The organism is Hominimerdicola aceti, from assembly GCF_025567495.1.
GTDB lineage: Bacteria > Bacillota > Clostridia > Oscillospirales > Ruminococcaceae > Hominimerdicola > Hominimerdicola aceti.
In genome coordinates this window covers 37,965-63,338 of record NZ_JAOQJZ010000007.1, presented here as the reverse complement: position 1 = coordinate 63,338, position 25,374 = coordinate 37,965, and the positions used below count along the sequence as shown (strand labels likewise).

At 44.7% G+C, this 25,374-nt stretch carries 22 protein-coding genes and 1 other annotated feature; of the genes, 15 read left to right on the top strand and 7 right to left on the bottom strand.

The window, feature by feature from the left end:
• Position 1: 1 nt before the first annotated feature.
• The 8 genes from OCV57_RS08070 (at position 2) to OCV57_RS08035 (ending at position 10,130) form a co-directional block, all read left to right on the top strand.
• Complete coding sequence (locus tag OCV57_RS08070) at positions 2 to 310, top strand: V-type ATP synthase subunit F (RefSeq protein WP_022287029.1); 309 nt, start codon at positions 2 to 4, stop codon at positions 308 to 310.
• 19 nt (positions 311 to 329) lie between these two features.
• Positions 330 to 911 (top strand): V-type ATP synthase subunit E, encoded by a 582-nt coding sequence (locus tag OCV57_RS08065; RefSeq protein ID WP_267301099.1) that lies wholly within the window; start codon positions 330 to 332, stop codon positions 909 to 911.
• Positions 912 to 924: 13 nt separating this feature from the next.
• A complete protein-coding gene (locus OCV57_RS08060; protein WP_195246736.1) occupies positions 925 to 2,688 on the top strand; it encodes a V-type ATP synthase subunit A in 1,764 nt (587 codons plus the stop codon).
• Positions 2,685 to 4,088, top strand: a complete 1,404-nt coding sequence (locus OCV57_RS08055; protein ID WP_267301097.1) for a V-type ATP synthase subunit B — start codon at positions 2,685 to 2,687, stop codon at positions 4,086 to 4,088. The genes OCV57_RS08060 and OCV57_RS08055 overlap by 4 nt, the downstream gene beginning before the upstream one ends.
• 245 nt (positions 4,089 to 4,333) lie before the next feature.
• On the top strand, positions 4,334 to 4,957 hold the full coding sequence (locus OCV57_RS08050) for a V-type ATP synthase subunit D (protein ID WP_267301096.1): 624 nt from the start codon (positions 4,334 to 4,336) through the stop codon (positions 4,955 to 4,957).
• Positions 4,958 to 5,200: 243 nt separating this feature from the next.
• The gene (locus OCV57_RS08045; RefSeq protein ID WP_181982872.1) at positions 5,201 to 5,803 is read left to right on the top strand and encodes an HdeD family acid-resistance protein; all 603 of its coding nucleotides are present in this window, start codon (positions 5,201 to 5,203) and stop codon (positions 5,801 to 5,803) included.
• 297 nt (positions 5,804 to 6,100) lie between these two features.
• A complete protein-coding gene (locus OCV57_RS08040; RefSeq protein WP_256321977.1) occupies positions 6,101 to 8,182 on the top strand; it encodes a glutamine synthetase III family protein in 2,082 nt (693 codons plus the stop codon).
• A gap of 175 nt (positions 8,183 to 8,357) precedes the next feature.
• Complete coding sequence (locus tag OCV57_RS08035) at positions 8,358 to 10,130, top strand: ammonium transporter (RefSeq protein ID WP_195387962.1); 1,773 nt, start codon at positions 8,358 to 8,360, stop codon at positions 10,128 to 10,130.
• Between the two features lie 325 nt (positions 10,131 to 10,455).
• Here OCV57_RS08035 and aspS read toward each other — a convergent pair whose 3' ends face one another.
• From aspS to OCV57_RS08000, 7 genes are all read right to left on the bottom strand, one after another.
• Positions 10,456 to 12,219 (bottom strand): aspartate--tRNA ligase, encoded by a 1,764-nt coding sequence (gene aspS / locus OCV57_RS08030; protein WP_117897803.1) that lies wholly within the window; start codon positions 12,217 to 12,219, stop codon positions 10,456 to 10,458.
• Between the two features lie 56 nt (positions 12,220 to 12,275).
• Positions 12,276 to 12,794, bottom strand: coding sequence for a hypothetical protein (locus OCV57_RS08025; RefSeq protein ID WP_117892697.1), 519 nt, complete (start codon positions 12,792 to 12,794; stop codon positions 12,276 to 12,278).
• Positions 12,794 to 13,108, bottom strand: a complete 315-nt coding sequence (locus OCV57_RS08020; protein ID WP_022287018.1) for a hypothetical protein — start codon at positions 13,106 to 13,108, stop codon at positions 12,794 to 12,796. Before OCV57_RS08020 ends, OCV57_RS08025 begins: the two co-directional genes overlap by 1 nt.
• Before the next feature lie 3 nt (positions 13,109 to 13,111).
• Positions 13,112 to 14,440, bottom strand: coding sequence for a histidine--tRNA ligase (gene hisS, locus OCV57_RS08015; RefSeq protein ID WP_267301092.1), 1,329 nt, complete (start codon positions 14,438 to 14,440; stop codon positions 13,112 to 13,114).
• A gap of 146 nt (positions 14,441 to 14,586) precedes the next feature.
• On the bottom strand, positions 14,587 to 15,180 hold the full coding sequence (locus OCV57_RS08010) for a YdcF family protein (RefSeq protein WP_267301091.1): 594 nt from the start codon (positions 15,178 to 15,180) through the stop codon (positions 14,587 to 14,589).
• Between the two features lie 147 nt (positions 15,181 to 15,327).
• Positions 15,328 to 15,535 (bottom strand) — a binding site (T-box leader).
• Between the two features lie 14 nt (positions 15,536 to 15,549).
• Positions 15,550 to 15,957 (bottom strand): methylglyoxal synthase, encoded by a 408-nt coding sequence (mgsA, locus tag OCV57_RS08005; RefSeq protein ID WP_267301090.1) that lies wholly within the window; start codon positions 15,955 to 15,957, stop codon positions 15,550 to 15,552.
• 108 nt (positions 15,958 to 16,065) lie between these two features.
• Entirely contained in the window at positions 16,066 to 16,803 is a 738-nt protein-coding gene (locus tag OCV57_RS08000; protein ID WP_022287014.1) for a P-loop NTPase, read from the bottom strand.
• Positions 16,804 to 17,262: 459 nt separating this feature from the next.
• On the opposite strand from OCV57_RS08000, the gene OCV57_RS07995 reads away from it, so the two are divergent.
• From OCV57_RS07995 to OCV57_RS07965, 7 genes are all read left to right on the top strand, one after another.
• Entirely contained in the window at positions 17,263 to 17,718 is a 456-nt protein-coding gene (locus OCV57_RS07995; protein ID WP_051706764.1) for a DUF4830 domain-containing protein, read from the top strand.
• A 26-nt stretch (positions 17,719 to 17,744) separates the two neighbouring features.
• A complete protein-coding gene (locus OCV57_RS07990; RefSeq protein ID WP_243271196.1) occupies positions 17,745 to 18,647 on the top strand; it encodes a pseudouridine synthase in 903 nt (300 codons plus the stop codon).
• Between the two features lie 153 nt (positions 18,648 to 18,800).
• Positions 18,801 to 19,943 carry an ABC transporter ATP-binding protein gene (locus OCV57_RS07985; protein WP_022287011.1) on the top strand — a complete coding sequence of 381 codons (1,143 nt, stop codon included), beginning with the start codon at positions 18,801 to 18,803 and terminating at the stop codon, positions 19,941 to 19,943.
• A gap of 112 nt (positions 19,944 to 20,055) precedes the next feature.
• Positions 20,056 to 21,303 carry an SGNH/GDSL hydrolase family protein gene (locus tag OCV57_RS07980; protein ID WP_267301087.1) on the top strand — a complete coding sequence of 416 codons (1,248 nt, stop codon included), beginning with the start codon at positions 20,056 to 20,058 and terminating at the stop codon, positions 21,301 to 21,303.
• A gap of 486 nt (positions 21,304 to 21,789) precedes the next feature.
• The gene (gene cls / locus OCV57_RS07975) at positions 21,790 to 23,358 is read left to right on the top strand and encodes a cardiolipin synthase (RefSeq protein WP_242998253.1); all 1,569 of its coding nucleotides are present in this window, start codon (positions 21,790 to 21,792) and stop codon (positions 23,356 to 23,358) included.
• A 70-nt stretch (positions 23,359 to 23,428) separates the two neighbouring features.
• Positions 23,429 to 24,313, top strand: a complete 885-nt coding sequence (locus tag OCV57_RS07970) for a YitT family protein (RefSeq protein ID WP_117857153.1) — start codon at positions 23,429 to 23,431, stop codon at positions 24,311 to 24,313.
• 12 nt (positions 24,314 to 24,325) lie between these two features.
• Positions 24,326 to 24,973, top strand: a complete 648-nt coding sequence (locus OCV57_RS07965; RefSeq protein ID WP_267301085.1) for an HAD family hydrolase — start codon at positions 24,326 to 24,328, stop codon at positions 24,971 to 24,973.
• The last annotated feature ends 401 nt before the right edge of the window (positions 24,974 to 25,374 follow it).

The following is a 25,374-nucleotide window of genomic DNA, read 5'->3' as shown; positions in this document are numbered from 1 at the left end:
CATGAGATTTTATCTTATCAGCGATAATATAGATACCCAAATGGGCATGAGACTTTCAGGTATCGAGGGCGTTGTGGTGCATACCTCCGAGGAGGTGTCAAACGCACTTGATAAGGCTATGGAAATGAAGGACGTTGGCGTTGTGCTTATGACAGAGCTTGCAGTCAAGCAGTGCAGAGAAAAGGTCTATGACTATAAGCTCACAAGAGAAACGCCCCTCATAGTTGAAATACCCGACCGCCATGCCACATCAAAGATATCTGATACCATTTCCCACTATCTCGCAGAAGCAGTGGGAATAAAGCTGTGATTTTGATAGGAGTTTAGTAATGGAAAATCAGACGATAAAACTTGAACGCTTCAAGCAGGCTGTCTTTGAGGACGCCGAAAAGCAGGCAAAGCTCATAACCGAATCCGCTGATAAACAGCGTGAAAACGAGCTTGCTCAGGCAAAAATAGAAGCACAAAGTCTCGCAGACTCAAAAAAAGCCGCCACAGATAAGACCGAGGAGGCAAGAGCCATAAGGGAAATATCTTCAAAACAGCTTGAAGCTAAAAGAAACGTGCTTTGCCATAGAGAAAAGCTTATAGACAGCGTTTTTGACAACGTAAAAAGCAGGCTTGCGACTTTCAAAGCAAGCAGAGATTATAAGTCTTGGCTAAAAGAAAAAGCCGAAAAATGCAAACAGACCTATCCCGAGCATAATGGTGTTATCTACCTCTCACCTGAGGATATGAAATACGCCTCTGACCTTGCAGACTTTGAAGTAAAAAGCCGAGATTCCATAGAGCTTGGCGGTATGCTCATGGTCTATGAGGATATGGGTATAGCACTTGATTATACCTTTGATTCAGCATTTGAGGGGCAGCGTTCAGCCTTTACTGAAAAAGCCGAGCTTGTGCTTGGGTAATAAGGAGTTTTTTATGGATAAAATATATTCGGTAAACGGACCTGTAGTAAAGGTTGCAGATACGAAAAGCTTTGCCATGCAGGAAATGGTCTATGTGGGCAAAAAGCGTCTTATCGGCGAGGTCATAAGAGTGCAGTCCGATTTTACCACCATTCAGGTCTATGAGGGAACAACAGGGCTTATGCCCGGCGAGCCTGTTACCTCAACAGGCGCACCGATGTCAGCCACCCTCGGCCCCGGTATAATAAATAACATCTTTGACGGCATCGAAAGACCTCTCAAGAAGCTTGAAGAAGTCTCAGGCGCATTTATCACTGACGGTGCAGACGTAAGCTCGCTTGATACAGAGAAAAAGTATCCCGTTACAATGACAGTGAAAACAGGGGATAAGCTTTCCGCAGGGGATATTTATTGCACCTGCCCCGAAACGCCACTTATCACACATAAGTGTATGCTTTCCCCTCTGTCAAAAGGCGGAGAGGTCATATGGACTGCCGAAAACGGTGACTATACAATAAATGACGTTGTGGCAAAAATAAAAGCCCCTAACGGAGCAGTAGAGGAGCTTACCCTCTGCCAGAAATGGCCTATCAGAACATCAAGACCATGCAAAAACCGCCTGCCTATTACAAAGCCGTTGGTAACAGGTCAGCGTATCGTTGATACTATTCTGCCTGTTGCAAAGGGCGGAACAGCCGCTATCCCTGGGGGCTTCGGCACAGGCAAGACCATGACCCAGCACCAGCTTGCAAAATGGTGTGACGCAGATATAATCGTCTATATAGGCTGCGGCGAGCGTGGAAACGAAATGACGCAGGTGCTTGAGGAGTTCTCAGAGCTTATCGACCCGAAAACACAAAGACCGCTTACCGACAGAACAGTGCTTATCGCAAACACTTCAAATATGCCTGTCGCCGCCCGTGAAGCCTCTATCTATACGGGCATAACCCTTGCCGAGTATTACCGTGATATGGGTTATCATATCGCAATTATGGCAGACTCTACTTCACGTTGGGCAGAAGCTCTCCGTGAGATATCAGGCAGACTTGAAGAAATGCCTGCCGAGGAAGGTTTCCCTGCCTATCTGCCGTCACGAATTTCTGAGTTCTATGAGCGTGCAGGCTATGTTGAAACTCTGGGCGGCAAGGAAGGCTCTGTTACTATAATCGGAGCAGTTTCGCCCCAAGGCTCTGACTTTTCCGAGCCTGTCACACAGAATACAAAGCGTTTTGTACGTTGCTTCTGGGCGCTGGATAAATCTCTCGCCTATGCAAGACATTATCCTGCAATAAACTGGAACACAAGCTATTCCGAGTATACAGAAGACCTTGCAGATTATTATAATAAAAACGTCAATGAGAACTTCATGAAAGTCAGACAGGAGATATCAAATATCCTCGTTGAGGAAAATACTCTTATGGAGATAGTTAAGCTCATGGGTACTGACGTCCTCCCTGACGATCAGAAGCTTCTTATCGAAACCGCAAGAGCCGTAAGAGTAGGCTTTTTACAGCAAAACGCCTATCATAAGGACGATACCTACGTCCCACTTGATAAGCAGTACCGCATGATGAAGCTTATCACAGATTTCTATGCCCTTGCAAAGAAAGCACTTTCACAGGGCGTGAACGTTGATAAAATAATAGGCTGCGGCTGGATAGAAAAGCTTATCAAAGTCAAGTATGATATACCGAACGATAAAATAGAGCTTTTTGACGAATACGAAAAGAATATGAAAGCCGATATGGAGGCTTTGACAGGAGGTGCAGGAGCGTGAACGTAAAATATATCGGTCTTAGCGAAATAAACGGACCGCTCGTTGCACTTGACCATGTAAGCGGCATTTCCTATGACGAAATGGCAGAAATAAAACTTGATGACGGCACACGCCGCCTTGCAAGAGTTGTAGAGGTGGAAAAAGACAGAGCTGTTTTGCAGGTTTTCGAGGGAACAAAAGGACTTTCCCTTGTTAATACCACCACAAGCTTTCAGGGCAAGCCTATGGAGCTTGCATTGTCTACCGAAATGCTGGGCAGGATATTCAGCGGAGCAGGCAAGCCTATCGACGGATTGGGAGATATCTTCCCCGAAAAGTACCGTGATATAAACGGCTCGCCCCTTAACCCTGTTTCAAGAACATATCCTCGAAACTATATAAACACAGGAATATCCTCCATAGACGCCCTTACTACCCTTATAAGAGGTCAGAAACTCCCTATCTTCTCAGGTTCGGGACTTTCCCATAATAAGCTCGCCGTGCAGATAGTAAGGCAAGCGAAAATCGCCGACGAAAACGGACAGGATTTCGCAATAGTTTTCGGAGCAATGGGCGTAAAAAACGATGTTGCAGATTATTTCAAACGCTGTTTCGAGGAAACAGGCGTTTTGCAGAGAGTCGCAATGTTTTTAAACCTCTCCAACGACCCTATCATAGAGCGTATCCTCACTCCAAGATGCGCCCTGACTTGTGCCGAATATCTTGCCTTTGAGCATGATATGCATATTCTCGTTATCCTCACAGATATGACTTCCTATGCCGAAGCCTTGCGAGAGTTCTCCTCATCAAAGGGGGAGATACCGGGAAGAAAAGGCTATCCGGGCTATCTCTATTCCGACCTTGCCTCTATCTATGAAAGAGCAGGCATTGTAAAGGGTGCAAAAGGCTCTGTTACGCAGATACCTATTCTCACAATGCCGAATGACGATATCACCCACCCTGTTCCTGACCTTACAGGCTATATAACCGAGGGACAGATAGTTCTTGACAGAAACCTCGACCAAACAGGCGTTTATCCTGCTGTTTCTATCCTGCCGAGCCTTTCAAGACTTATGAAAGACGGCATAGGCGAGGGCTATACAAGGGAAGACCACCAAATGGTGTCAAACCAGCTTTTTGCAGCCTATGCAAAGGTTCAGGACGCAAGAAGCCTTGCCTCCGTTATCGGTGAGGAGGAGCTTTCCGATACCGATAAAGCCTATCTTAAATTCGGTACGCTTTTTGAAAAGCATTTTATCGACCAAGGCTTTGACGTGAACCGCACCATAGATGAAACTCTCGACCTAGGCTGGAGCTTGCTCTCCACCCTGCCGAAATCAGAGCTTGACCGTGTTGACGAAGAACATCTGGAGCATTATTACAGTGTCGAAAAAGCTAAGGCTCTTTTTGCAGAGGACTAAAATTCAGTGCCGCACAAATAATTATGTAGGGGCGAACATTGTTCGCCCGTTATTCCACAATATTGCGGTTATTTATGATATTGCCGTCACTCACAATATTGTTGTTTGCGATTTTGTAATTATTTGCAACATCACTATTCCAATGCTGAATAAAACGGCTCACAAAGAAAAAATCGGGCGAACAATGTTCGCCCCTACTGGACTTTATTTATATACAGTGATATAATAGAAAGAGGGTGTGACCAATGGCTGAACAGCAGGTCTTTGCCACAAAGGGAAATCTTATACTTTATAAAAAGGTTCTGAAACTTGCCGCATTGGGCTATGAGCTTCTGGACAGAAAAAGAAATATCCTTATAAGAGAGCTTATGAGCCTTGTTGACAAAGCAGGGGAGCTTAGAGGAAGCATTGAGGACACCTACAAGGAAGCCTACAGCGCACTCCAGCTTGCAAATATCTCCATGGGTCTTGTTACACCTTATGCAAATTGTATCCCTGTTGAAACAGGCGTTGAGATAAGCACAAGAAGCGTCATGGGCGTTGAGCTGCCAAAGGTCACCCTTAAAGAACGCCCTCTGAAAGTCACATACGGCTTTTCTCAGACCGATTCTCAGCTTGACAGAGCCTATCTTGCCTTTGAAAAGGTAAAACAGACCACAGCAGTCCTCGCAGAAGTGGAAAACAGTATCTACAGACTGTCCGTAGCCATAAAAAAGACACAGCGCAGAGCAAACGCCCTGCAAAACATAATCATTCCAAGAAATGAACGCATAGTGAAATTCATTACTGACTCTCTTGAAGAAAAGGACAGAGAGGAGTTCTCACGAATGAAAGTAATAAAGGCGGCAAAGCTAAAATCGGCAAAATGATATTTGTAATGGCGCGGCGTAATTTCTGCAATGTTATTGTAGGGGCTGGCACCCTCGACAGCCCGCTTTTCAACCTTGTTTTGTTTATTGTGTGGGCGGTCACTCTCCGTGACGGGCATTTCACGCTGTGCATTTATTAATGCAACACCATTGTACTGCACAAATAAATTGTAGGGGCGACCTGAGGTCGCACGTCTAGTCGCCAGCTTGCAGCATTATAAAAAAATGAAAGGAAAGATAAAAATGGAATATATCAAAAAAGTATTCAGAAGCTATTGGATATTGTCTATATTCTGCGTAGTGCTGGGCATTGCGCTCATAATCGACCCTAATTTCTTCACCGCCGCCATAGGCTATGTTATTGGTGGACTTTTCACCGCATTCGGTGCAGTGGAGCTTATAAGATACTTCGCCATGGGCAAAGACGACCAGAGCTATTCTTCAAGCCTTGTGAGAGGGATCATCCTCGCCGCCATAGGCATTTTCATTATCATAAGACCTGATTTTATCCCGAAAGTCATTGCCGTTGTCTGCGGACTTTATATGCTCATAAGCGGCATCGTGAACATTCAGGACTCCCTTAACCTTAGACGTGCAGGTGTAGAAAGTTGGAACGTAAGCTGTATCTCAGCCGCTATTACCACTCTCGTTGGTATACTTCTCCTCTTTGACCCTCTTATTTTAGGCGAAACTGCAATGATAGTCCTTGGTATCGCTCTGCTCGTTTCAGGTGTGACGAATATCTTCGGCTGTTTTACCGCAGGCTCAAAGCTCAAAAAGGTAAATAAGCTTATGAAAAAAGAGCTCAAAGACAGACCTGATAAGGATCATTATATAGATATTTAGGATATTATCGTAGGGGCGACCTAGGGTCGCCCACTTTTTTTCACTATTTTAGCAGTTTGATGTATTTCTTTACAAAAATATGTGCATTTTATTGACATGGGATGTGATTTCACAAGTTTCAACAAATATTTTTGCGTCGATTTGTAAAAGTCTATAAAAATGAAAAAAAGCCTTGACAAATGAGGTCAAAAGGTATATACTCATAACTGTAAACAGCAAAGGCGCTGTGAACCACTTAGGTTCGCAGTGTCTTTTTTATTTTTCTTAGACTATAATTTATAATAGGAGGAATTCAATATGGCAAACGTTCCTGAATATTTCGGCTCAGACGTATTCAATGAATCAGTGATGAAAGAAAGACTTCCAAAGGCTACATACAAGGCTTTGAAGAAGACTATCGACAACGGCGATCCACTTGATATCGAGGTTGCAAACATCGTTGCTAACGCAATGAAGGATTGGGCAGTTGAAAAGGGCTGCACACATTACACTCACTGGTTCCAGCCAATGACAGGTCTTACAGCAGAAAAGCTCGACAGCTTTATCTCACCAACTGAGGACGGTCACGTTATCATGGAGTTCTCAGGCAAGGAGCTTGTTAAGGGTGAACCTGACGCTTCTTCTTTCCCTTCAGGCGGATTGAGAGCAACATTCGAGGCAAGAGGCTATACAGCTTGGGACCCAACTTCATACGCATTCATTAAGGAAAAAGCACTTTGTATTCCTACTGCTTTCTGTTCATACAATGGCGAAGCGCTTGATAAGAAAACTCCGCTTCTCCGTTCAATGGAAGCTATCAATAAGTCAGCTCTCAGAATTCTGAAGTTGTTCGGCTCAGACGCAACAAGAGTTACAGCAAACGTTGGTCCTGAGCAGGAATACTTCCTTGTAGACAGAGAGATGTATGCAAAGAGAGAGGATCTTATCCTTGCTGGCAGATCGCTTTACGGCGCACCTGCTCCAAAGGGTCAGGAACTTGAAGATCACTATTTCGGTACTATCAAGACAAGAGTTCAGGCTTACATGAAAGATCTTGACGAGCAGCTCTGGAAACTTGGTATCTACGCTAAAACAAAGCATAACGAGGTTGCACCTGCTCAGCACGAGCTTGCTCCTATATATGGCACAACAAATATCGCCACCGACCACAACCAGCTCACAATGGAGATCATGAAGAGAACAGCTAGAAAGCACGGCTTCAAGTGCCTACTTCATGAGAAGCCATTCGCTGGCATCAACGGTTCCGGTAAGCATAACAACTGGTCTATCTCAACAAACACAGGTGTAAACCTCCTTGATCCTGGTAAAACACCTGCTGAGAACGCTCAGTTCCTCCTGTTCCTTACAGCAGTTATCAAGGCTGTAAATGATTATCAGGATATCCTGAGAGCTTCAGTTGCTTCTGCTGGTAACGACCATAGACTTGGCGCTAACGAAGCTCCTCCGGCTATTATTTCTATCTTCCTTGGCGACGAGCTTACAGGCGTTCTTGATGCTATCGTAAACGGCGTTAAGTATGAGGACAAGAGAGTTGAGATGGAGATCGGTGTTGACGTTCTGCCACACTTCCCTAAGGATACAACAGATCGTAACAGAACTTCACCATTTGCATTCACAGGCAATAAGTTTGAGTTCAGAATGCCTGGTTCAAAGCTTTCAGTAGCAGGTCCTAACACAGTTCTTAACACTATCGTTGCTGACGTTCTCGATCAGTTTGCTGACGAGCTTGAAAAGGCTGACAACTTCCAGGACGCTCTTGACGATCTTATCAAGAGAACTATCAAGGAAAATCAGAACATCATCTTCAACGGCAATGGTTATTCAGACGAGTGGCCTGTTGAAGCTGAAAAGAGAGGACTTCTTAACCTTAAGTCAACTCCTGAAGCTGTTCCTGCATTCCTTGCACAAAAGAATGTTGACGTATTCTCTAAGTACGGAGTCTATACAGAAGCTGAGCTTCAGTCAAGAGTTGAGATCCTCCTCGACGAGTATTGCAAGACGCTCAATATCGAGGCTCTTACAATGATCGACATGGCTAAGAAGGAGATCCTTCCTGCTGCAGCTAAGTATATCAAGGATATCGCAAAGACTGCTGAGCTTGCAAAGAGCTGCGGTGCTGAAACTGTATTTGAGGAAGAAACCGTTAAGGAAATTTCAGCTCTCGTAACTGAGATGTACAAGGCACTTGGCACACTGGAAGCTGATGTACAGAAAGTACACGCTATAGAGGACACACAGGAAATGGCAAACTTCTTCCACGATACTATCTTTGCAGATATGGGCGCTCTCAGAGTTCCGGCTGATAAGATCGAAACACTGGTAGGCAAGGAGTACTGGCCTTATCCAACATACAGCGACCTGCTGTTCTACGTTAAGTAAGGGACAATTCAAATTTTCAATATAACATGGACTTTATAACAAACTAACCACAGATCTACTACTTTGTTCCCCTACAGCTACAATAATATACGGAATGCACAATGAAGTGTATGACAGACCGAGCCGAATGGCTTTGGTCGTCATACGCTTTTTTGTATTTTAGGAGGAAAAAGATATGACAAACACTGTAACAGTATTGGCTGACAGCACAGGCTTCAGTGCCGTCAATACTATATGGGTACTGTTGGGAGCTGCACTTGTATTCTTTATGCAGGCAGGCTTCGCAATGGTTGAAACGGGCTTCACCCGTGCGAAAAACGCAGGTAACATAATCATGAAAAACCTGATGGACTTCTGTATCGGAACTCCGCTGTTTTGGCTCTTTGGTTTCGGTATAATGTTTGGCGACGGAAAGTTCATCGGAGCTTACAAGGGAATCGCTGATTCAACATATGCTTCAGCTGCTCCAGACGGAGTTCCATTCTTTGCTTTCCTTATCTTCCAGACAGTTTTCTGTGCAACAGCAGCAACTATCGTTTCTGGAGCTATGGCAGAAAGAACAAAGTTCATTTCTTATTGTATCTATTCAGCAATTATAAGCCTTCTGGTCTATCCTATCGAGGCTCACTGGATCTGGGGCGGCGGCTGGCTTGCAGACCTCGGCTTCCATGATTTCGCAGGTTCAACTTGCGTTCATATGGCAGGCGGCGTTGCAGCATTCGTTGGCGCAGCTATCCTTGGTCCTCGTATCGGTAAGTATGACAAGAACGGCAAGGCAAAGGCTATCCCAGGTCACTCGCTTACACTGGGCGCACTTGGCTGCTTTATCCTTTGGTTCTGCTGGTTCGGATTCAACGGTGCTTCAACAGTTTCTATGGAAGGCGACGCTATTCCGCTTGCAGGTAAGGTTTTCGTAACAACAAACCTTGCAGCAGCAGTTGCAACTATCACAACAATGATTTTTACTTGGATCAAGTATAAGAAGCCGGATGTTTCAATGACACTTAACGCTTCACTTGCAGGTCTGGTAGCTATCACAGCTCCATGCGACACAGTTTCACCAGTATCAGCAGCTATAATCGGTATCGTTGCAGGTATCCTCGTAGTTGTAGGTGTAGAGTTTATAGATCAGGTACTTAAGATAGATGACCCAGTTGGTGCTTGCGGAGTTCATATGCTCAACGGTATGTGGGGTACTATCGCAGTAGGTCTTTTCTCAGACGGTACTTGCGGTGAAAAGGGACTCTTCACAGGCGGCGGAGCACATCTCCTTGGTATCCAGCTTCTCGGTATGGTATCAGTTATCGCTTGGGTAGCTATCACAATGACTATCGTATTCCAGATCATCAAGCACACGATCGGTCTTAGAGCTTCCGAGCAGGAAGAGATCCTTGGTCTTGACGTTACAGAGCATGGTCTTGTATCTTCTTACGCTGACTTCGCACCAGCAATGTCACAGGCAATGCTCAGCTATACAAAGGACGACGCAAAGAGCGTTGTAAAGGTAGACAAGTCAACAGAGCCTGTAGTTCCTGTTGAGAAGGCCATCAAGGTAGAATCTTATGCAACAGACGCACCGTCTGCTGACGGCACACCTAAGATGACAAAGGTCGCTATCATCTGCAAGCAGCAGAAGCTCAACGATCTTATCACAGCTTTGGAGGACATCGACGTAACAGGTGTTACAGTAACGAACGTTCTTGGCTGCGGAATGCAGAAAGGACAGCCTGAGTATTACCGTGGTGCAGTTGTTGAAACAAATCTGCTGCCAAAGGTAAAGGTCGAGGTCGTTATTTGCAAGGTACCAACAAGAGCAGTTATCGATGCTGCAAAGGCAGCCCTTTATACAGGTCATATCGGAGACGGAAAGATCTTTATATACAACATTGAGAACGTAGTAAAGATCAGAACGAATGAAGAGGGTTATGACGCACTTCAGGACGATTAAGCCTTAAAGATGACGGGTGACTACCCAATAAAATTGCCCCCATCCCACTTATAAATTATAGCTTGGAACCCGTGGTCGAGTAATTCGGCTGCGGGTTTCAAGTTTATATGAGGGGGAGTATAAGTGAGGAGTGAGGAATGGGCAAAGCCGACCAGAGTAAAGAACAAGCACAAAGTAAAAGTCAGCACCGAGCGTAGCGAGAGATAAAACGCAGGCGGGCGACCTCAGGTCGCCCCTACATATACATTGTGCGGTCATTAGAATTTGTGCAATAAAACAAAAACAGGACAGCCCTCATGAGCTATCCTGTTTGCGTTAATGCGAATTATTCTTCTATTTCTGTGGTCTTGATGTGAAGCTCTTCAAGCTGCTTCTCGTCTACTGTGGACGGACAAGCACTCATAAGCTCGCTGGCGTTCTGTACCTTTGGGAACGCTATTACATCTCTAAGGCTGTCGGCATTGCAGATTATCATGGAAAGTCTGTCAAGTCCTATGCCCATGCCGCCATGCGGTGGTGCGGCATAACGATAGGCGTCTACGAGGAAGCCGAACTTTGCTTCTATCTCTTCGTCCGTCATGCCCAGTGCTTCAAACATTTTCTGCTGAAGCTCAAAGTCTGTTATTCTCATTGAGCCTGATGAAAGCTCTGTGCCGTTGAGGACAAGATCCCATGCCTTTGCACGGACGTTTGCAGGGTCGGTGTCAAGATAGTCAAGGCACTCCTCCATTGGCATTGTGAATGGGTGGTGCGCTGCTACCCATGTGTCGTTCTCGTCGTCATACTCAAAGAAAGGCATTTCTGTTATCCATACAAAATTGAACTTGCCCTCTGGGATAACGCCAAGACGCTTTCCGCAGATAAGTCTGAGTGCGCCCAAAGTTGGAAGAACTACCTTGTTCTTGTCTGCACAGATAAGAACGAGGTCGCCCTTTTCTGCTCCAACGGCTGCGTTTATCTTTTCAAGGTCGCCCTCACCGAGGAACTTCTTGAATGAGCAGTTTGGCTCGTCTGCCCAGCGGATATATGCAAGACCCTTTGCACCTATGCCCTTTGCGTGCTCAACAAGCTTGTCGATCTCTTTTCTTGTGTATGTTGCCGCACCGCCCTTGACGTTTATTGCACGAACTGAGCCGCCTGCTTCGATAGCTGACTTGAATACCACAAAGTCTATATCCTTAACGGTGTCTGTGATATCCTGTATCTCCATGCCGAAACGTGTATCAGGCTTGTCAGAGCCATAACGGCTCATAGCGTCTGCAAATGTAAGTCTTGGCAGTGGGAGCGTTACCTCTACACCAAGTATCTCTTTGAAAAGCTTTTCGATATAGCCCTCAATACAAGCCTGGATATCCTCCTGATCGACAAAGGACATCTCAAGGTCTATCTGTGTGAACTCAGGCTGTCTGTCAGCTCTCAGGTCCTCGTCACGGAAACATCTTGCAAGCTGGATATACCTGTCATAACCTGATATCATAAGGAGCTGCTTGTATATCTGCGGTGACTGTGGAAGTGCATAGAACTTGCCTGCGTGAACCCTTGAAGGAACGAGGTAATCTCTTGCGCCCTCAGGAGTGGACTTCATCATCATAGGAGTTTCTATCTCAAGGAAACCATTGTCATAGAAATACTCTCTTGTTATCTGAGCGATCTTATGACGGGTGATGATATTCTTCTGAAGCTTTGGATTTCTAAGGTCAAGGTAGCGGTATTTGAGCTTCAGCTCATCGTTTACCTTATCTGAGTTTGTTACCTCAAACGGTGTTGTTTCAGCCTTTGAGAGAATTCTCAGGTCTGTTACGGCAACTTCTATCTTGCCTGTTTTTAGCTTTTCGTTCACGCTCTCACGAGGACGTACCATACCCTTTGCCATGAGGACATACTCGCCTTTTACAAGCTGAGCCTTTTCAAAAACGGCTCTGTCTGTTTCATCATTGAATGCAAGCTGTACAAGTCCAGTTCTGTCACGGAGGTTGATGAAGATAAGGTTGCCCATATCTCTTACTCTGTCGGCAAAGCCGCATACAACGACTTCCTGCTCTGTTTCAGGCACTTCGCCGCAGTAATGGGTCCTGCGTAAGCCCTTCATTGTATCAAGTTTCATTTTACATTACTTCCTTTTCTTTGGGTTTATATTGATAAAAATTATTCGTCGCTTTCGTCTGTTTTGCTGACGGCAGGCGGGAAGCTGTCAAGATAGGCTCTGACGAACTTCTTCTTGTTGTCCCAGAACATGAGGAACAATCCCACGAGCCATATTGCGGCAAAGCATACTGCGCCTGTTTTCTCTTCCAGTGCCACAAGCATAAGGGTGAGGAAAAGCACCAGCACCGTCCATATGACACCCACAACATAGGCATAGATAGGCTTTCTGAACTTGCCGTATATCCTGGAGCCGTTGGGGGTCTTTTCTACCTTGCCATAAAAGCCTGTTGAGCCTCCGTCACGCTTTTTAGCGGTGTGGTGGAATATCTGAAAGCTTTCGGCGTCTGTGCGGTAGCCATAAAAAATGGTATCGTCACGGTGGTTTTTCATGAACTTGCTTTGGGAGAGAATGTTTATGGTGGGTCTATGCTCGATAAGGTCGCCGTCAAGCTTTCTGAGAACTCTTTTGGGCGAAAGTGAGGTCTCTACCTCATAGGTCACGGGTCTTATTGCAAGCATTATTTATCTTCCTTTTTATCGGGATAATCAGCAGGGTCAAAGACCTTGTCGTTTATCTTTATCTGTCCGCCTGTGTGGGTGTTGCAGAGCATACCATAGATAGTGCCGCATTTTGTACACCTGAACTGGTGGAAAAGCTTTTCAGCATACCACTTGTTGTCGTTATCCATTATCTTATCAAGTGGGCAGGTCTGATAGGTCATTTCAACTTCCCCTGCCAGCAGCATTCTTGCAAGAGAACCTATGCAGAGCATATATTCCTGCGGAGTGTGTATTTCTACCAGAGGTATTTTCTCGCACTGTTCACATCTCATTGCTTAGTTCTCCTTTCCGATAAATTTCTCTATATCAGCGTCGATATCCTTGAACATATCTGCCATAAGTGCGTTTGAAAAGTTCTCGGCAATGGTGTTGTCAAGCTTGATATCTGTCTGCTCGCCTGTTGCCATGTTTTTGAGCTTTGCAACGCCTGATTCTATCTCGTTGTCGCCAAGCACCATAACGAACTTTGCGCCTGTTTTGTTTGCATACTTCATCTGAGCGTTAAGTCCTTTGCCTATAAGGTCATATTCTACGAAACAGCCCTCTTCTCTAAGCTCGGAGGCTATGCCCATTGCCTTTTTAAGGGCGTCCTCGCCCATTGGTACGATATAAAGGTCGCAGGTCTTTGGCTCCATATAGTCGCAGCCCTGAGCGTCCATTACCATGAGAAGTCTTTCAAGTCCAAGACCGAAACCGAGGGCAGGGGTTGGCTTGCCGCCAAGCTGCTCGATAAGTCCGTCATAACGTCCGCCGCCGCAGACTGTGCCCTGTGCGCCTATCTCATCGGTGATGAACTCGAAAACTGTTCTTGTATAGTAGTCAAGACCTCTTACTATCTTAGGGTTGATGTCAAAGTCGATGCCCATTACGGAGAGGTACTCCTGAAGCTTCTCAAAGTGTTCTTTGCAATCATCACAGAGATAATCGAGGATAACAGGGGCGTCCTTGCCAAGCTCCTGACAGTGTTTGATTTTACAATCAAGTATTCTCATTGGATTTTTGTCAAGTCTGTCCCGACAGGTCTCGCAAAGCTGGTCTTTTCTTGCGGCAAAATACTCTTTCAGAGCCTTGCGATATTCTGCACGGCAGGTTGGACAGCCTATAGAGTTGATGTTGAGCTTGATGTTTCTGAGTCCTGCTCTGTCAAGAACGCTTTTTGCAAGTGAAATTACCTCTGCGTCTGCTCTTGGGCTTTCAGAGCCGACCATTTCACAGCCAAACTGGTGGAACTCTCTGAGTCTGCCTTTCTGTGTATTCTCGTGTCTGAAAAATGAGAGGATATAATAGACCTTCTGCGGCAGACCCTCGTTCATAATGCCGTTTTCAAGGACTGCTCTCATTGTGCCTGATGTTCCCTCCGGGCGGAGTGTGAACTTTGAGTCGCCTGCTGCGGAAACTGAATACATCTCTTTCTGAACAACGTCTGTTGTTTCGCCAACAGAACGCACGAACAGACCTGTTTCCTCAAAAGTTGGTACTCTTATTTCTTTGAAGCCGTATATTTCGGCAGCTTCGGAAACTATCTTCTCTACAGTGTGCCACTTATAGACCTTTGAGGGAACGATGTCCTCTGTGCCTTTTGGCTTTTTAACTATCAATGCCATATAATAACGATCCTTTCTGTATTTTGTCTTGAACTTTTGAATACCGATATCGTTTAAATAGCTGTGATATCGGGACGTTGTTAATAAACGGGCGAACACTGTTCACCACTACATTAAAGAGCCTTGGTGCTGTTAATTACAACGTTTCAAATTTCAAAATCGTCAATAAAACCTTTTTTTATATAATAACCGAATTTAAGACATTCGTCAAGTGCTGTTGTGCTGCCTTTTTCGGTCATTGACCAATTATTTCGCTGTGTGCTGCCACGGCTGGCAGGGCAGGGGATAATTTTCTGTGTGAAAAAGTGCTGTGCAAGCATGGCGGCACGCCGCATATGATATGCGGTAGTGACTATAATAATGCTTTTGCAGTTTGGAAAATGCTTTTTTACAAGCTCGGCTGCATTTTGCAGATTTTCCACGGTATCAAGAGAGTGTGTTTCCACAGTTATGGCGGAGGTCGGTATGCCGCATTTTTCGGCGGCGATGAGCATGGCTTTATATTCTGCCATATCACCAAGGGAAGTCTTTTGCACCTTTCCTCCGCAGAATATGAGATGTGGGGCTTTTCCCTCGTGAAAAAGCTTTGCCGCAAGGGGAACACGATAGTCGCAGGCTTTGCGGCTTCCCAGAACTATTATAACGTCGGCAGCTTCGCCTTTATAGTCAAGACCCTCGAAAAGAAGCTTGTCTACTATTCCGGGGGTGATGTTTTCTTTTGTTAGCTGGCTGGCTTTCATTGTTATACCGCCTTTGCTTTTTGGTGTGCTGAGATAAGATATTCAAGAGTGAGTGAGGAGCGAAAAAGCGGGACGTCGCATTCTTGTTTCACAGAAATTGAGCCGCTCCCCTACGGGTGGTGGATAAAAAAATAAAGCCGTCCCCTAGTAAGGGACGACTTTTACCGTGATACCACCCTAATTATCCGAACACTATCGTGCCGGATCACTCTAACGCTTTAACGCAGCTATACGTCCGTTCTTGAACAAACGGAAGCTCCAAGGTGTCCTTCTTCCTGCCCTTTGTGTGAACCCTCTCACCAACGGCTCTCGCTGAAACATAAGAACGGAATACTCTCCCTTTCATCGCTTTTGTATATGAAATTTCAATTATATCTTTGTAGGATTAATGATATCTCTCCAGTCAAGATCGCCTCGCTCAAGTGCGTGGATAAGCGCTTCGGCGGTGGCAATGTTTGTGGCTACCGGAATGTTGTGTACATCGCAAAGTCTGAGGAGATTCATATCATTAGGTTCGTGTGGCTTCACTGAGATAGGATCTCTGAAAAACAGAAGCAGGTCTATCTCGTTGCAGGATATTCTTGCTGCGATCTGCTGGTCGCCGCCCTGTGAGCCACTGAGATAACGCTGAACGTTAAGGCCTGTTGCTTCGGCTACCATTTTTCCCGTAGTACCTGTGGCACAAAGATTGTGCTTGCTGAGTACACCGCAATAGGCGATACAGAACTGTACCATGAGTTCCTTTTTTGTGTCATGAGCAATAAGTGCAATATTCAATGGAAACCCCCCGTTTATATATTAGTATATTAATGAACAAATAAGTTTCGTTATATAAAACAGCCGCACTACGCGCAGATATCCTCACGCACACAGCTGATAATATACTCAGACCTTGATGGAGAGGGGTATATGCTCGCCCTTTATTCTTCTTGAAATAGCAGAGAATGCAAGGAAGCCCATAGAGCTTGATGAAAGCGGCGCACCCTTTCCTGTTGCAAGAGGGATAGCACTGTCCTCAGGGATAACACCCAGAAGCTGAACGCCGACTGTGTCGATGATAGCGTCAAGGTCGTCCATTTCGTCAAACTCGAATATTCTCTTGTTTGCCTTGTTGATAACAAGTCTTTGCTTCTGATTTCCTCTTTTATAGAACTCATCTGACATCATTCTCGCATCTCTTACGCATACAGGATCAGGAGTTGTAACTATAAGTATAAGGTCGGAATTAGTAACTATATCAAATACAGAACCGTTGATACCTGCAGAGGTGTCAATGATTATGTATTCAAAATACTTTCTCATTTCCTGTGTGATCTTTTCGATATCCTCAGCCTTGAGCTGAACGAACGGGTCGGACGGAGCACAGAGAACGCTCAGGTTTGAAGCAAGCTTAACAGTTGTTGTTGCCTTGTATACGTCGCAAGTACCCTCAAGAACGTCACCTAGATCGTATGTAATATTACCCTGCATACCAAGCATGATATCCATACATCTCAGACCAAAGTCAAGCTCAATTATAAGTGTACGGTTTCCCTGCTTAGCAAGGGCATAACCGAGACAGGCGCTTATAGAAGATTTGCCTGTTCCGCCTTTACCGGAAGTAACTGCAATAATTTTTGACATAAAACTCATTGCTCCTTTCATATATCAATCCTGCGGCTGACCGCAGAACGCATCAGCAATAATAGCTTGCCCCTTCACAGCCGTGAAAAGGCAGATTTAAGAAAACGTTTCAGTACCCTCCGCAGGCAATGCGGAGAAGCATAGCGTTACCTAATAATATTGTACCACATATTTTGAAATTGTCAAAGACATTTGTACAAAAAAATACAAAATCGTTAATTCACATTAATTTTCACTTTTATTTTTGTCAATTTTGCACAATGTCATATCAGCGCTACAGAGTTTGTAATAATAAATCATAGCAAACCGATAAATTTATTATACAATAATATTATTAATGCTATAAAAATTATTTTTGAAAATTATATAACAAAATAAAAAATCGGACAGGTAGTTATAATTTTTGGGACAATACATATAAATGTACAAACTTTGAAAACAGAAAGCGAGGAAAAGGGTATGTTTATCAAGACAATAAAAGTAAAAAAGCCAACATTTGCGGTGATCGGGGCGGTTCTGGCGGCGTTGGCGCTGTTGGCGGTGATAATAGTGACAGTGGTGAGGATATCGTCGCCTGCGGTGTACGAGATGAAAAGCGAAGCACAAAGACAGGCGTTTTTGAAAGAAATGGGCTGGGAGGTGTCTGACGAATACGATGAATGCAAGGCGGTGACCATACCGAAAGAATTCAATGAGGTGTATGAAAAGTATAATAAGCTTCAGAAGCAGCAGGGCTTTGATCTGGAGGACTATAAAGGGAAAACCGCTGAGGTGTATACATATTCTGTGAAGAATTATGGGAATAAGAAGCAGGAGGTCAGGGCTAATCTTATCGTCTGTGAGGGACAGCTTGTGGGAGGAGATGTATGCTCAGCGGAGCTGGACGGATTTATGCAGGGGCTGAGGAAAAAGTAGGCGTCTGAGCGTGGAACGTCGGCACTATGAATAAGGGTAAACTAATGCTTCATAGGTCGAAAAAACCGATACAAATAGTAATAAAACGCCTGTGGAGCATATCTGCAGGCGTTTGCTTTTGGTCAAGTTTTTTCGCATATTTGACTTTTGGCGGTATCGTATGCTATAATCTTTATAAGAAAATTGTCAGAAAGGCTTTTGCTATGAGACTTGATAAATTTGTTTCTTCACAGCGTAATGATATTTCCCGAAGCATGGTGAGAGAGCTTTGCAGAAAAGGTCAGGTGACTGTAAACGGAAAGGTCGCCAAGGCGGCTGATGCTAAGGTCAGCGAAAACGATATTGTTGCTGTAAAGGGCGTGGAGATATGCTATAAAAAGTTTGTCTACATAATGATGAACAAGCCGCAGGGTGTGGTTTGCTCCACTCGTGACGGAGAGTCGAAAACTGTCCTTGAGCTAGTACCTTCTGAGATGTTCAGGGAGGGACTTTTCCCTGCGGGCAGGCTCGATAAGGATACTGAGGGCTTTGTGCTTCTCACTGATGACGGAGCTCTCGCCCACAGAATGTTGTCCCCTAAGACCCATGTTCCGAAAACCTATTTCGTCAGACTTCGTGACCCTTGGCAGGAAAATTATGTTCAGGCATTCGCCGAGGGCATGACTATCGACGGCGGAGAGAAATGTCTGCCTGCGGAATTTTCCGCAAGTGTGAACTGTCCCGATGAATGTACTGTTGTGCTTCATGAGGGTAAGTATCATCAGGTCAAGAGAATGTTTGAAAAGCTGGGAAATAAAGTTGTTTTTCTTAAGCGGATAAAGATCGGAGAGATGCCTTTAGATCCGGATCTGCCTCTTGGAAGCTGTTTAGAAATAATGCACAAAGATGTTGAAAGATTATTGACAGCGAAATCGTTTAAATGTAAGTAATTACCTATTCTATGTGAATTTTCGTCAATATTCATAATGAGATATAATAAAGTTTAGTAAAAAAAACTCTTGCGGGTATGTTAAAAATTTGTTATGATTAAAGCATAGCTAATTAGGATATTAGTAAAATTCAAATAGGGAGGTCCTTTTTTAATGGCAAGTGTATCATTAAGGGAAATTTATAAGAAGTATGCTGGCGGCGTTATCGCTGTTTCAGACTTCAACATTGAGATCAAGGATAAGGAGTTTATCATCCTCGTAGGTCCTTCTGGTTGTGGTAAGTCTACAACACTTAGAATGATCGCAGGTCTTGAAGAGATCAGTGAAGGTGAGCTTTACATCGGCGACAGACTTGTAAACGACATCGCTCCTAAGGATAGAGATATCGCAATGGTATTCCAGAACTACGCTCTGTATCCTCACATGACAGTATTTGAGAACATGGCATTCGGTCTGAAGCTCAGAAAGGTACCAAAGGATGAGATCGCAAGAAAGGTAGAGGAAGCAGCAAGAATACTTGACATCGCTCACCTTCTTGACAGAAAGCCAAAGGCTCTCTCCGGTGGTCAGAGACAGCGTGTAGCCCTCGGTAGAGCTATCGTTCGTGAGCCACAGGTATTCCTTCTTGACGAGCCTCTTTCAAACCTCGATGCTAAACTGAGAGCACAGATGAGAACTGAGATCTCTAAGCTCCATAAGAAGCTCGGTACTACATTCATCTATGTAACTCATGACCAGACAGAGGCTATGACAATGGGTGACCGTATCGTAGTTATGAAGGACGGTTACATTCAGCAGATCGACACACCAACAAATCTTTACAACGATCCAGTAAACCAGTTCGTTGCAGGATTCATTGGTTCACCACAGATGAACTTCATCGACGCTAAGCTTCTCAAGGTAGACGGCAAGTATGTTGTTGAGTTCGGTTCTGAGGATACAAAGACAACAAGAGGCGTTAAGTATCAGGTAACAGTTCCAGAGTCTAAGGTAGATCCTGAAGTTCTTGAGCCACTGGTTGATCAGGAAGTTGTTCTTGGTGTTCGTCCAGAGTGTATCCATGACGAGCCTGCATTCCTCGCTCAGGCTACAACAGGCGTTATCAACACAACTGTTGAAGTAACTGAAATGATGGGTGCTGAAACATATCTGTACCTCAACTGCGAGGGTATCCAGCTCACAGCTAGAGTTTCACCTCGTTCTGACGTTCGTCCACAGGATGAGCTTAAGGTCGCTATCGATCCTAACAGAATCCATATCTTCGATAAGGAAACTGAGAAGGCAGTTCTTAACTAATAAGAATTTTTATCATATTGATATAACCAAAAAGTACGGCTTTGTCCGTACTTTTTGTGTTATATGCGGTGTGAAACCGATTTCGCTATCATAGATTAGAAAGGTACAAATAATGGATACAAAAAAATTGTTGGCAGTGCTTGTGAGTGTTGCTATGTGCGGAGCGGCTTTTGCAGGCTGCGGAAATAATGCGGACAGCTCAAAGGCTGAAAGCAAAGCGGAGTCTTCAAGCTCGCAGGTCGAAAAAATGCCTGAAACTGACGAGGAGTGGACGCAGGCTATGTATGACAAGGCTATGGTGTCATACGGCAACACTTCTATGATGCAGAATGTTATAAAGAAAGCACAGTCAGGCGAAAAGGTCACTGTGGCGTATCTTGGCGGCTCTATCACTGAGGGTATTTCTGCCGGTGCAGAGGGCTGTTATGCTAAGCTCACTTGTGATTATTTTGCACAGAAATTCGGTACGGGGGATAACGTTCAGTATGTGAACGCAGGCCTTAGCGGTACGCCGTCTAAGCTTGGAATACTCAGGCTTGACAGAGATGTGCTGGCGTATGAGCCTGACATATGCTTTATCGAATTTGCAGTAAATGACGGCACTGAGGCTGACTATCAGAACGCTTACGAGTCAATAGTCAGAACGCTTTTGCAGAAGAATATCACTCCTGTTCTGCTGTTCTCGGTGACTGAAAACGACCATTCTGCTCAGGATTATATGAAGCAGATAGGCGAGTTTTATCACCTGCCGATGATATCATACTGTGACGCTCTAAGATATCTTTTCGCAAACAACAGAATGACTTGGAAAGATTTCTCTGACGATCAGTCACACCCTAACACTGAGGGTCACAAGCTTGTGGCTTCAATGGTGGACTACTATTTTGACACTGTTATGGACGTTGCGCCAGAGGGCGATTATGTTATGCCCACAGACACTGTTTTCTCTCCACGAGAAGTGGACGCTCATATGTATGAGGGCGACAGCCTTACGCCAACAAGCCTTGGAAGTTGGAAAGAAGGCTCAAGCGTCGCAAGCTTTACAAATGGCTGGACTTACGACAACACCGGAGATAACAGCCCTATCGTATTCGAGTTCAAGGACAAAAAATTCTTGTACATGATATACAAAGAGGTGAAGCAGGGCGAGTTCGGCAAGCTTCATGTTAAGGTAACAGCAGACGGAGAGGTGTATGACGAAAGCGATTACGATACCATAAGTCCGTCAGGCTGGGGAAATGCTCAGATACAGAATATCGCCATGATGCCTGAAGCAACTAACTATACCGTTGAGATATCAATGGCGGCAGGCGATGAGGACAAACAAGGAGAAGTGCTTGCCTTTGGCTATACTGAATAGCTGTTTGAAATTTTAGCAAAAATAATAAGGCAGATGGTTTTTTAGCGGCTGTGGGAACGGCTTGCTCCGGAAAGCCGTCTGCCTGTTTTTTTTGTGTGTATTTATGTGGCGTTATGTTTAGAATTGTAGGGGACGGCGCCCTCGACGTCCCGTTCGGAGCGGTGTGGTTTCAATTTGTCACTAAATATAAGAAGCAGACAATGTTTTGAAACAATGTGCCAAATGTTGTACGGATATCGTAGGATTGAGCAGGCGAACACAAGCGGGACGTCGCATTTCTACAAAGCAGAAATGCGCTGCTCCCCTACATTGTTCGTGCGTTGTTTCGCAAATTGTTGTCAACAATAAGATAACAAAAGTTGTGTTATTGTCACAGAAATTCGTGAAATCAGGGCGGATTAACTGCATTTTTGTGTATTGCAAAAATCAAAAATAAATGTTATAATCAGTTGTGTATCACTATTTTCAGAAAGGCAGGCGGATAATGTGGCGGAAAAGATAAGCGAAAAAATACAAAAGAAAAAACCGAAAAAACTTATAAATATGATATTCTCACAGAAAACCACTATTATCCTGCTTCTTGCATTGCAGCTTATTTTCATTTTTATCATCTTCCAAAGCTTCGCTGTGCATTATGCCTATCTGCATATCGTTTTTTCTACTGTGGCTATCGTGCTTGCTATCTATATCCTTAACAGCAGCGAGAACCCTGCCTATAAATTGGCGTGGATAGTACCACTTGTTATCGTGCCTATCTTTACGGTGGTGCTTTATATATTACTCAAAAATCAGTTTTCAACAAGAAAGGTCAGAAACCTTTATGCTAAGAAATCCGCCAATACAAGACCTTTCCTTAAAACAAATAAACAGATAATGAGCTATCTCCATGAAAGTGAGCCTGATTTTTATAAGCTTGCAAACTATGTGGATAAGTCGGGGGGCTACCCTGTCTGCGGTAATACGGAGGTCACTTATTTTCCCCTTGGCGAAGATAAGTATAAGGCTATGCTTGAGGAGCTTCAGAAAGCTCAGGAGTTTATCTTTATGGAGTATTTTATTATCGACGACGGTGAAATGTGGCGTGAGATAGTTAAGATACTTCTTGAAAAAGCTAAGGCAGGCGTGGAGGTAAGACTTCTTTATGACGGCATGGGCTCTCAGTTCACTTTACCTTTCAGATATAAGAAAAAGCTTACCGACCAAGGGGTAAAATGCCTTGTTTTCAATCCTTTCCGCCCTATGCTTTCTACTATACAGAATAATCGTGACCATAGAAAAATTCTTGTTATCGACGGCAACGTGGCTTTCAACGGGGGCGTTAATATCGCCGACGAGTATATAAACCGCAAGGAGCGTTTCGGTCATTGGAAAGATACCGCAGTTATGCTAAAGGGCGACGGCGTTTGGAATTTTACCATGATGTTTCTGCAAATGTGGGAGGTCATCTCAGGTGATAAAACTGAGTATAATATGTACCGCCCAACTGTAAAAAACGTTGTGAACAACGGCTATGTTATCCCCTACGGTGACTCCCCTCTCGATGACGAGAATGTGGGCGAGCTTGTCTATATGGGTATGATAAACAATGCCAAGGATTATATCTATATCTCTACCCCGTATCTTATTCCTGACAACGAAATGCTCACCGTCCTGGGCTATGCGGCAAAAAGCGGTGTTGATGTTAGGATAATCACTCCTGAGATACCTGATAAATGGTATGTGAGCGTTATAACAAGGTCTTTCTACAGAGATCTTGAAACGCTGGGTGTGAAAGTCTATGAGTATAAAGGCGGCTTTAACCACGCCAAAATGTTCCTCTCGGACGATAAGTCAGCCGTGGTGGGCACGATAAATCTCGACTACAGAAGTTTGTATCTCCATTTTGAGTGCGCAACTTATATGTACAAAACAAGTTGTATAAAGGATATAAAAGCGGACTTTGACGATATGTTTGAAAACCGCTGTCATAGGATAACTCATGACGATATAAATAACCGCAGCTTCTGGTCAAGGTTCATGTCGGTCATTCTCAGGACCATTGCGCCTCTTTTGTAAAAATGTATTTTACGAGGTATCAGGGGAAAAATAAGCCTATCTTTGCTTTTGCATAGCTTGGAGGGCTTTTATGATACTTCTGAATAAATTGTTTTCGACCAAAAAATCTGCAAAGGGCAGAGTGGACTATCCTCTCTTGCTTCTCGGTGCGGTCATATATGGCGTGAGCGTTGGGCTGGTTTTAAGCCCTAACGAAATTGCCCCCGGAGGTGCTTCGGGGCTTGCTGTCATGTTGTCAAGATTTCTGCCTCTTGGCGTCGGCTCGCTTACAATGGCGATAAATCTTCCTTTGTTGGCGGTTAGCCTTTATGTGTTCGGCTGGCGTTTCCTTTTGGGAACTGTTGTAGCTATTGCAGTTTCAGGTCTGACTGCGGATATGTGTACGCTTTTTACACCACTCACAAATGATATTTTCCTCAGCGCAATAGCAGGTGGTATTCTGTTGGGCGCAGGCTGTGGGATAGTTTTTCGTTCAGGGGGAACAACAGGCGGAACTGATATCGCTGCAAAGCTTATCAAAAGGAAAAAGCCCTACATGGCGGCAGGACAGATCTTTATGCTTGCAGACGGTGTGATATGTGTGCTCAGCGGTTTTGTTTTCGGCAGTATCGACAACGCACTGTATTCGTTCTTTACACTGTGGGTGTTCTCAAAAACGCTGGATATGATACTCTACGGCGGCGACAGAGGAAAGCTTGCGCTGATAATAAGCCCTGCCGCAGATAAGATACTCCATAGGCTTCTTAATGAGGGCAACTTGGGGTGTACGGTCATAAAAGCCCGAACGGGATACACGGGAGAGGACAGAGATCTTATACTTTGCGCAGTGAGAAAACGCAGGATAACGGATGTTCGCAGGATAGCATCGGAAACTGACGAAAAGGCTTTCGTGCTTGTGGGTGACGTGAGTGAGATAATAGGCGAGGGCTTCAGGCTCTCTGATGAATACTTCTGAAAGGACATTACAATGGACATAAAAGATTTTAAGGGACACATTTTCGACTTGGACGGCACTCTGACAAGATCAAATCACGTTTGGTCAAAGATAGACGAGGAATTTCTCGGCAAGCGTGGGATAAAAGTGCCTGAGGACTATTTCAAGCAGGTGTCTGCAATGAATTTCGAGCAGGCGGCTGTTTATACAAACGATAGATTTTCTCTGGGTGAGAACATTCAGGATATAATGAAGGAATGGTTCGATATGGCGGTGTATGAGTATATGAACGTTATCGAGCTTTGCGGAAACGCAGGGGAGTATGTGCGAAAGCTTAAGGAACAGGGCAGGAAGATAGCATTGGCGACCGCTTCAACTGAGGAGCTTTATAAGCCTGTGCTAAAGAGAAACGGCATTTTGGATCAATTTGATTGCTTCGTGTCTACAGAGCAGGTGAAGAGGGGAAAGGGCTTTCCTGATGTTTATGAGCTGGCGGCTGAAAAACTGGGGCTTGAAGTAAAGGCTTGCGTGGTCTATGAGGATATCGTTGAGGGCATAAAAGGAGCGAAAGCAGGAGGGTTCTTTGCTGTGGCTTGCTTGAATGACCATTACTCGCATGACTGGGACGAGATGAGAGAGATTGCCGATGAGGTCGTTGAAAATGGGGAGTTTCCGGTTTAATGAGGAATGAGGAATTAGGAATGAGGAATGGGCGTAGCTGACCATAGTTGTGCACAAGTATAAAGAAGAAGTCAGCACCGAGCGTAGCGAGCACTTAAACGCAGGCTCAAGCCCGGCGTTAGAGGGCTTGTGGGTTCTTAGGGCAAAGCCCTAAGCGGAGCTTGAGGCAGAGCCTCATTCGGCGACAGCCGACAAGGTGCAGATTTAATTAGAAAAAGCACGCAAAAGTCTGATATCAAATAAAGGTAATATCGGAGCAAAAATCTGCACCGCCTACCCTATCCCTAAGTAAATGTAAATCCGCAAAGAGCGTAGCGATTTTGCGGCATGGCAAATTTGCCCGAAGAAAAATAATCATCGCCGCAAGGCGATACCATAATTTCTCACTCCTCACTCCTCAC

Excerpts from the sequence above, each read along its gene's own strand:
- OCV57_RS08070 (WP_022287029.1), top strand. The coding sequence starts at position 2 with ATGAGATTTTATCTTATCAGCGATAATATAGATACCCAAATGGGCATG.
- OCV57_RS08065 (WP_267301099.1), top strand. The coding sequence starts at position 330 with ATGGAAAATCAGACGATAAAACTTGAACGCTTCAAGCAGGCTGTCTTT.
- OCV57_RS08060 (WP_195246736.1), top strand. The coding sequence starts at position 925 with ATGGATAAAATATATTCGGTAAACGGACCTGTAGTAAAGGTTGCAGAT.
- OCV57_RS08050 (WP_267301096.1), top strand. The coding sequence starts at position 4,334 with ATGGCTGAACAGCAGGTCTTTGCCACAAAGGGAAATCTTATACTTTAT.
- OCV57_RS08045 (WP_181982872.1), top strand. The coding sequence starts at position 5,201 with ATGGAATATATCAAAAAAGTATTCAGAAGCTATTGGATATTGTCTATA.
- OCV57_RS08040 (WP_256321977.1), top strand. The coding sequence starts at position 6,101 with ATGGCAAACGTTCCTGAATATTTCGGCTCAGACGTATTCAATGAATCA.
- OCV57_RS08035 (WP_195387962.1), top strand. The coding sequence starts at position 8,358 with ATGACAAACACTGTAACAGTATTGGCTGACAGCACAGGCTTCAGTGCC.
- aspS (WP_117897803.1), bottom strand. The coding sequence starts at position 12,219 with ATGAAGGGCTTACGCAGGACCCATTACTGCGGCGAAGTGCCTGAAACA.
- OCV57_RS08025 (WP_117892697.1), bottom strand. The coding sequence starts at position 12,794 with ATGCTTGCAATAAGACCCGTGACCTATGAGGTAGAGACCTCACTTTCG.
- OCV57_RS08020 (WP_022287018.1), bottom strand. The coding sequence starts at position 13,108 with ATGAGATGTGAACAGTGCGAGAAAATACCTCTGGTAGAAATACACACT.
- hisS (WP_267301092.1), bottom strand. The coding sequence starts at position 14,440 with ATGGCATTGATAGTTAAAAAGCCAAAAGGCACAGAGGACATCGTTCCC.
- OCV57_RS08010 (WP_267301091.1), bottom strand. The coding sequence starts at position 15,180 with ATGAAAGCCAGCCAGCTAACAAAAGAAAACATCACCCCCGGAATAGTA.
- OCV57_RS08000 (WP_022287014.1), bottom strand. The coding sequence starts at position 16,803 with ATGTCAAAAATTATTGCAGTTACTTCCGGTAAAGGCGGAACAGGCAAA.
- OCV57_RS07995 (WP_051706764.1), top strand. The coding sequence starts at position 17,263 with ATGTTTATCAAGACAATAAAAGTAAAAAAGCCAACATTTGCGGTGATC.
- OCV57_RS07990 (WP_243271196.1), top strand. The coding sequence starts at position 17,745 with ATGAATAAGGGTAAACTAATGCTTCATAGGTCGAAAAAACCGATACAA.
- OCV57_RS07985 (WP_022287011.1), top strand. The coding sequence starts at position 18,801 with ATGGCAAGTGTATCATTAAGGGAAATTTATAAGAAGTATGCTGGCGGC.
- OCV57_RS07980 (WP_267301087.1), top strand. The coding sequence starts at position 20,056 with ATGGATACAAAAAAATTGTTGGCAGTGCTTGTGAGTGTTGCTATGTGC.
- OCV57_RS07970 (WP_117857153.1), top strand. The coding sequence starts at position 23,429 with ATGATACTTCTGAATAAATTGTTTTCGACCAAAAAATCTGCAAAGGGC.
- OCV57_RS07965 (WP_267301085.1), top strand. The coding sequence starts at position 24,326 with ATGGACATAAAAGATTTTAAGGGACACATTTTCGACTTGGACGGCACT.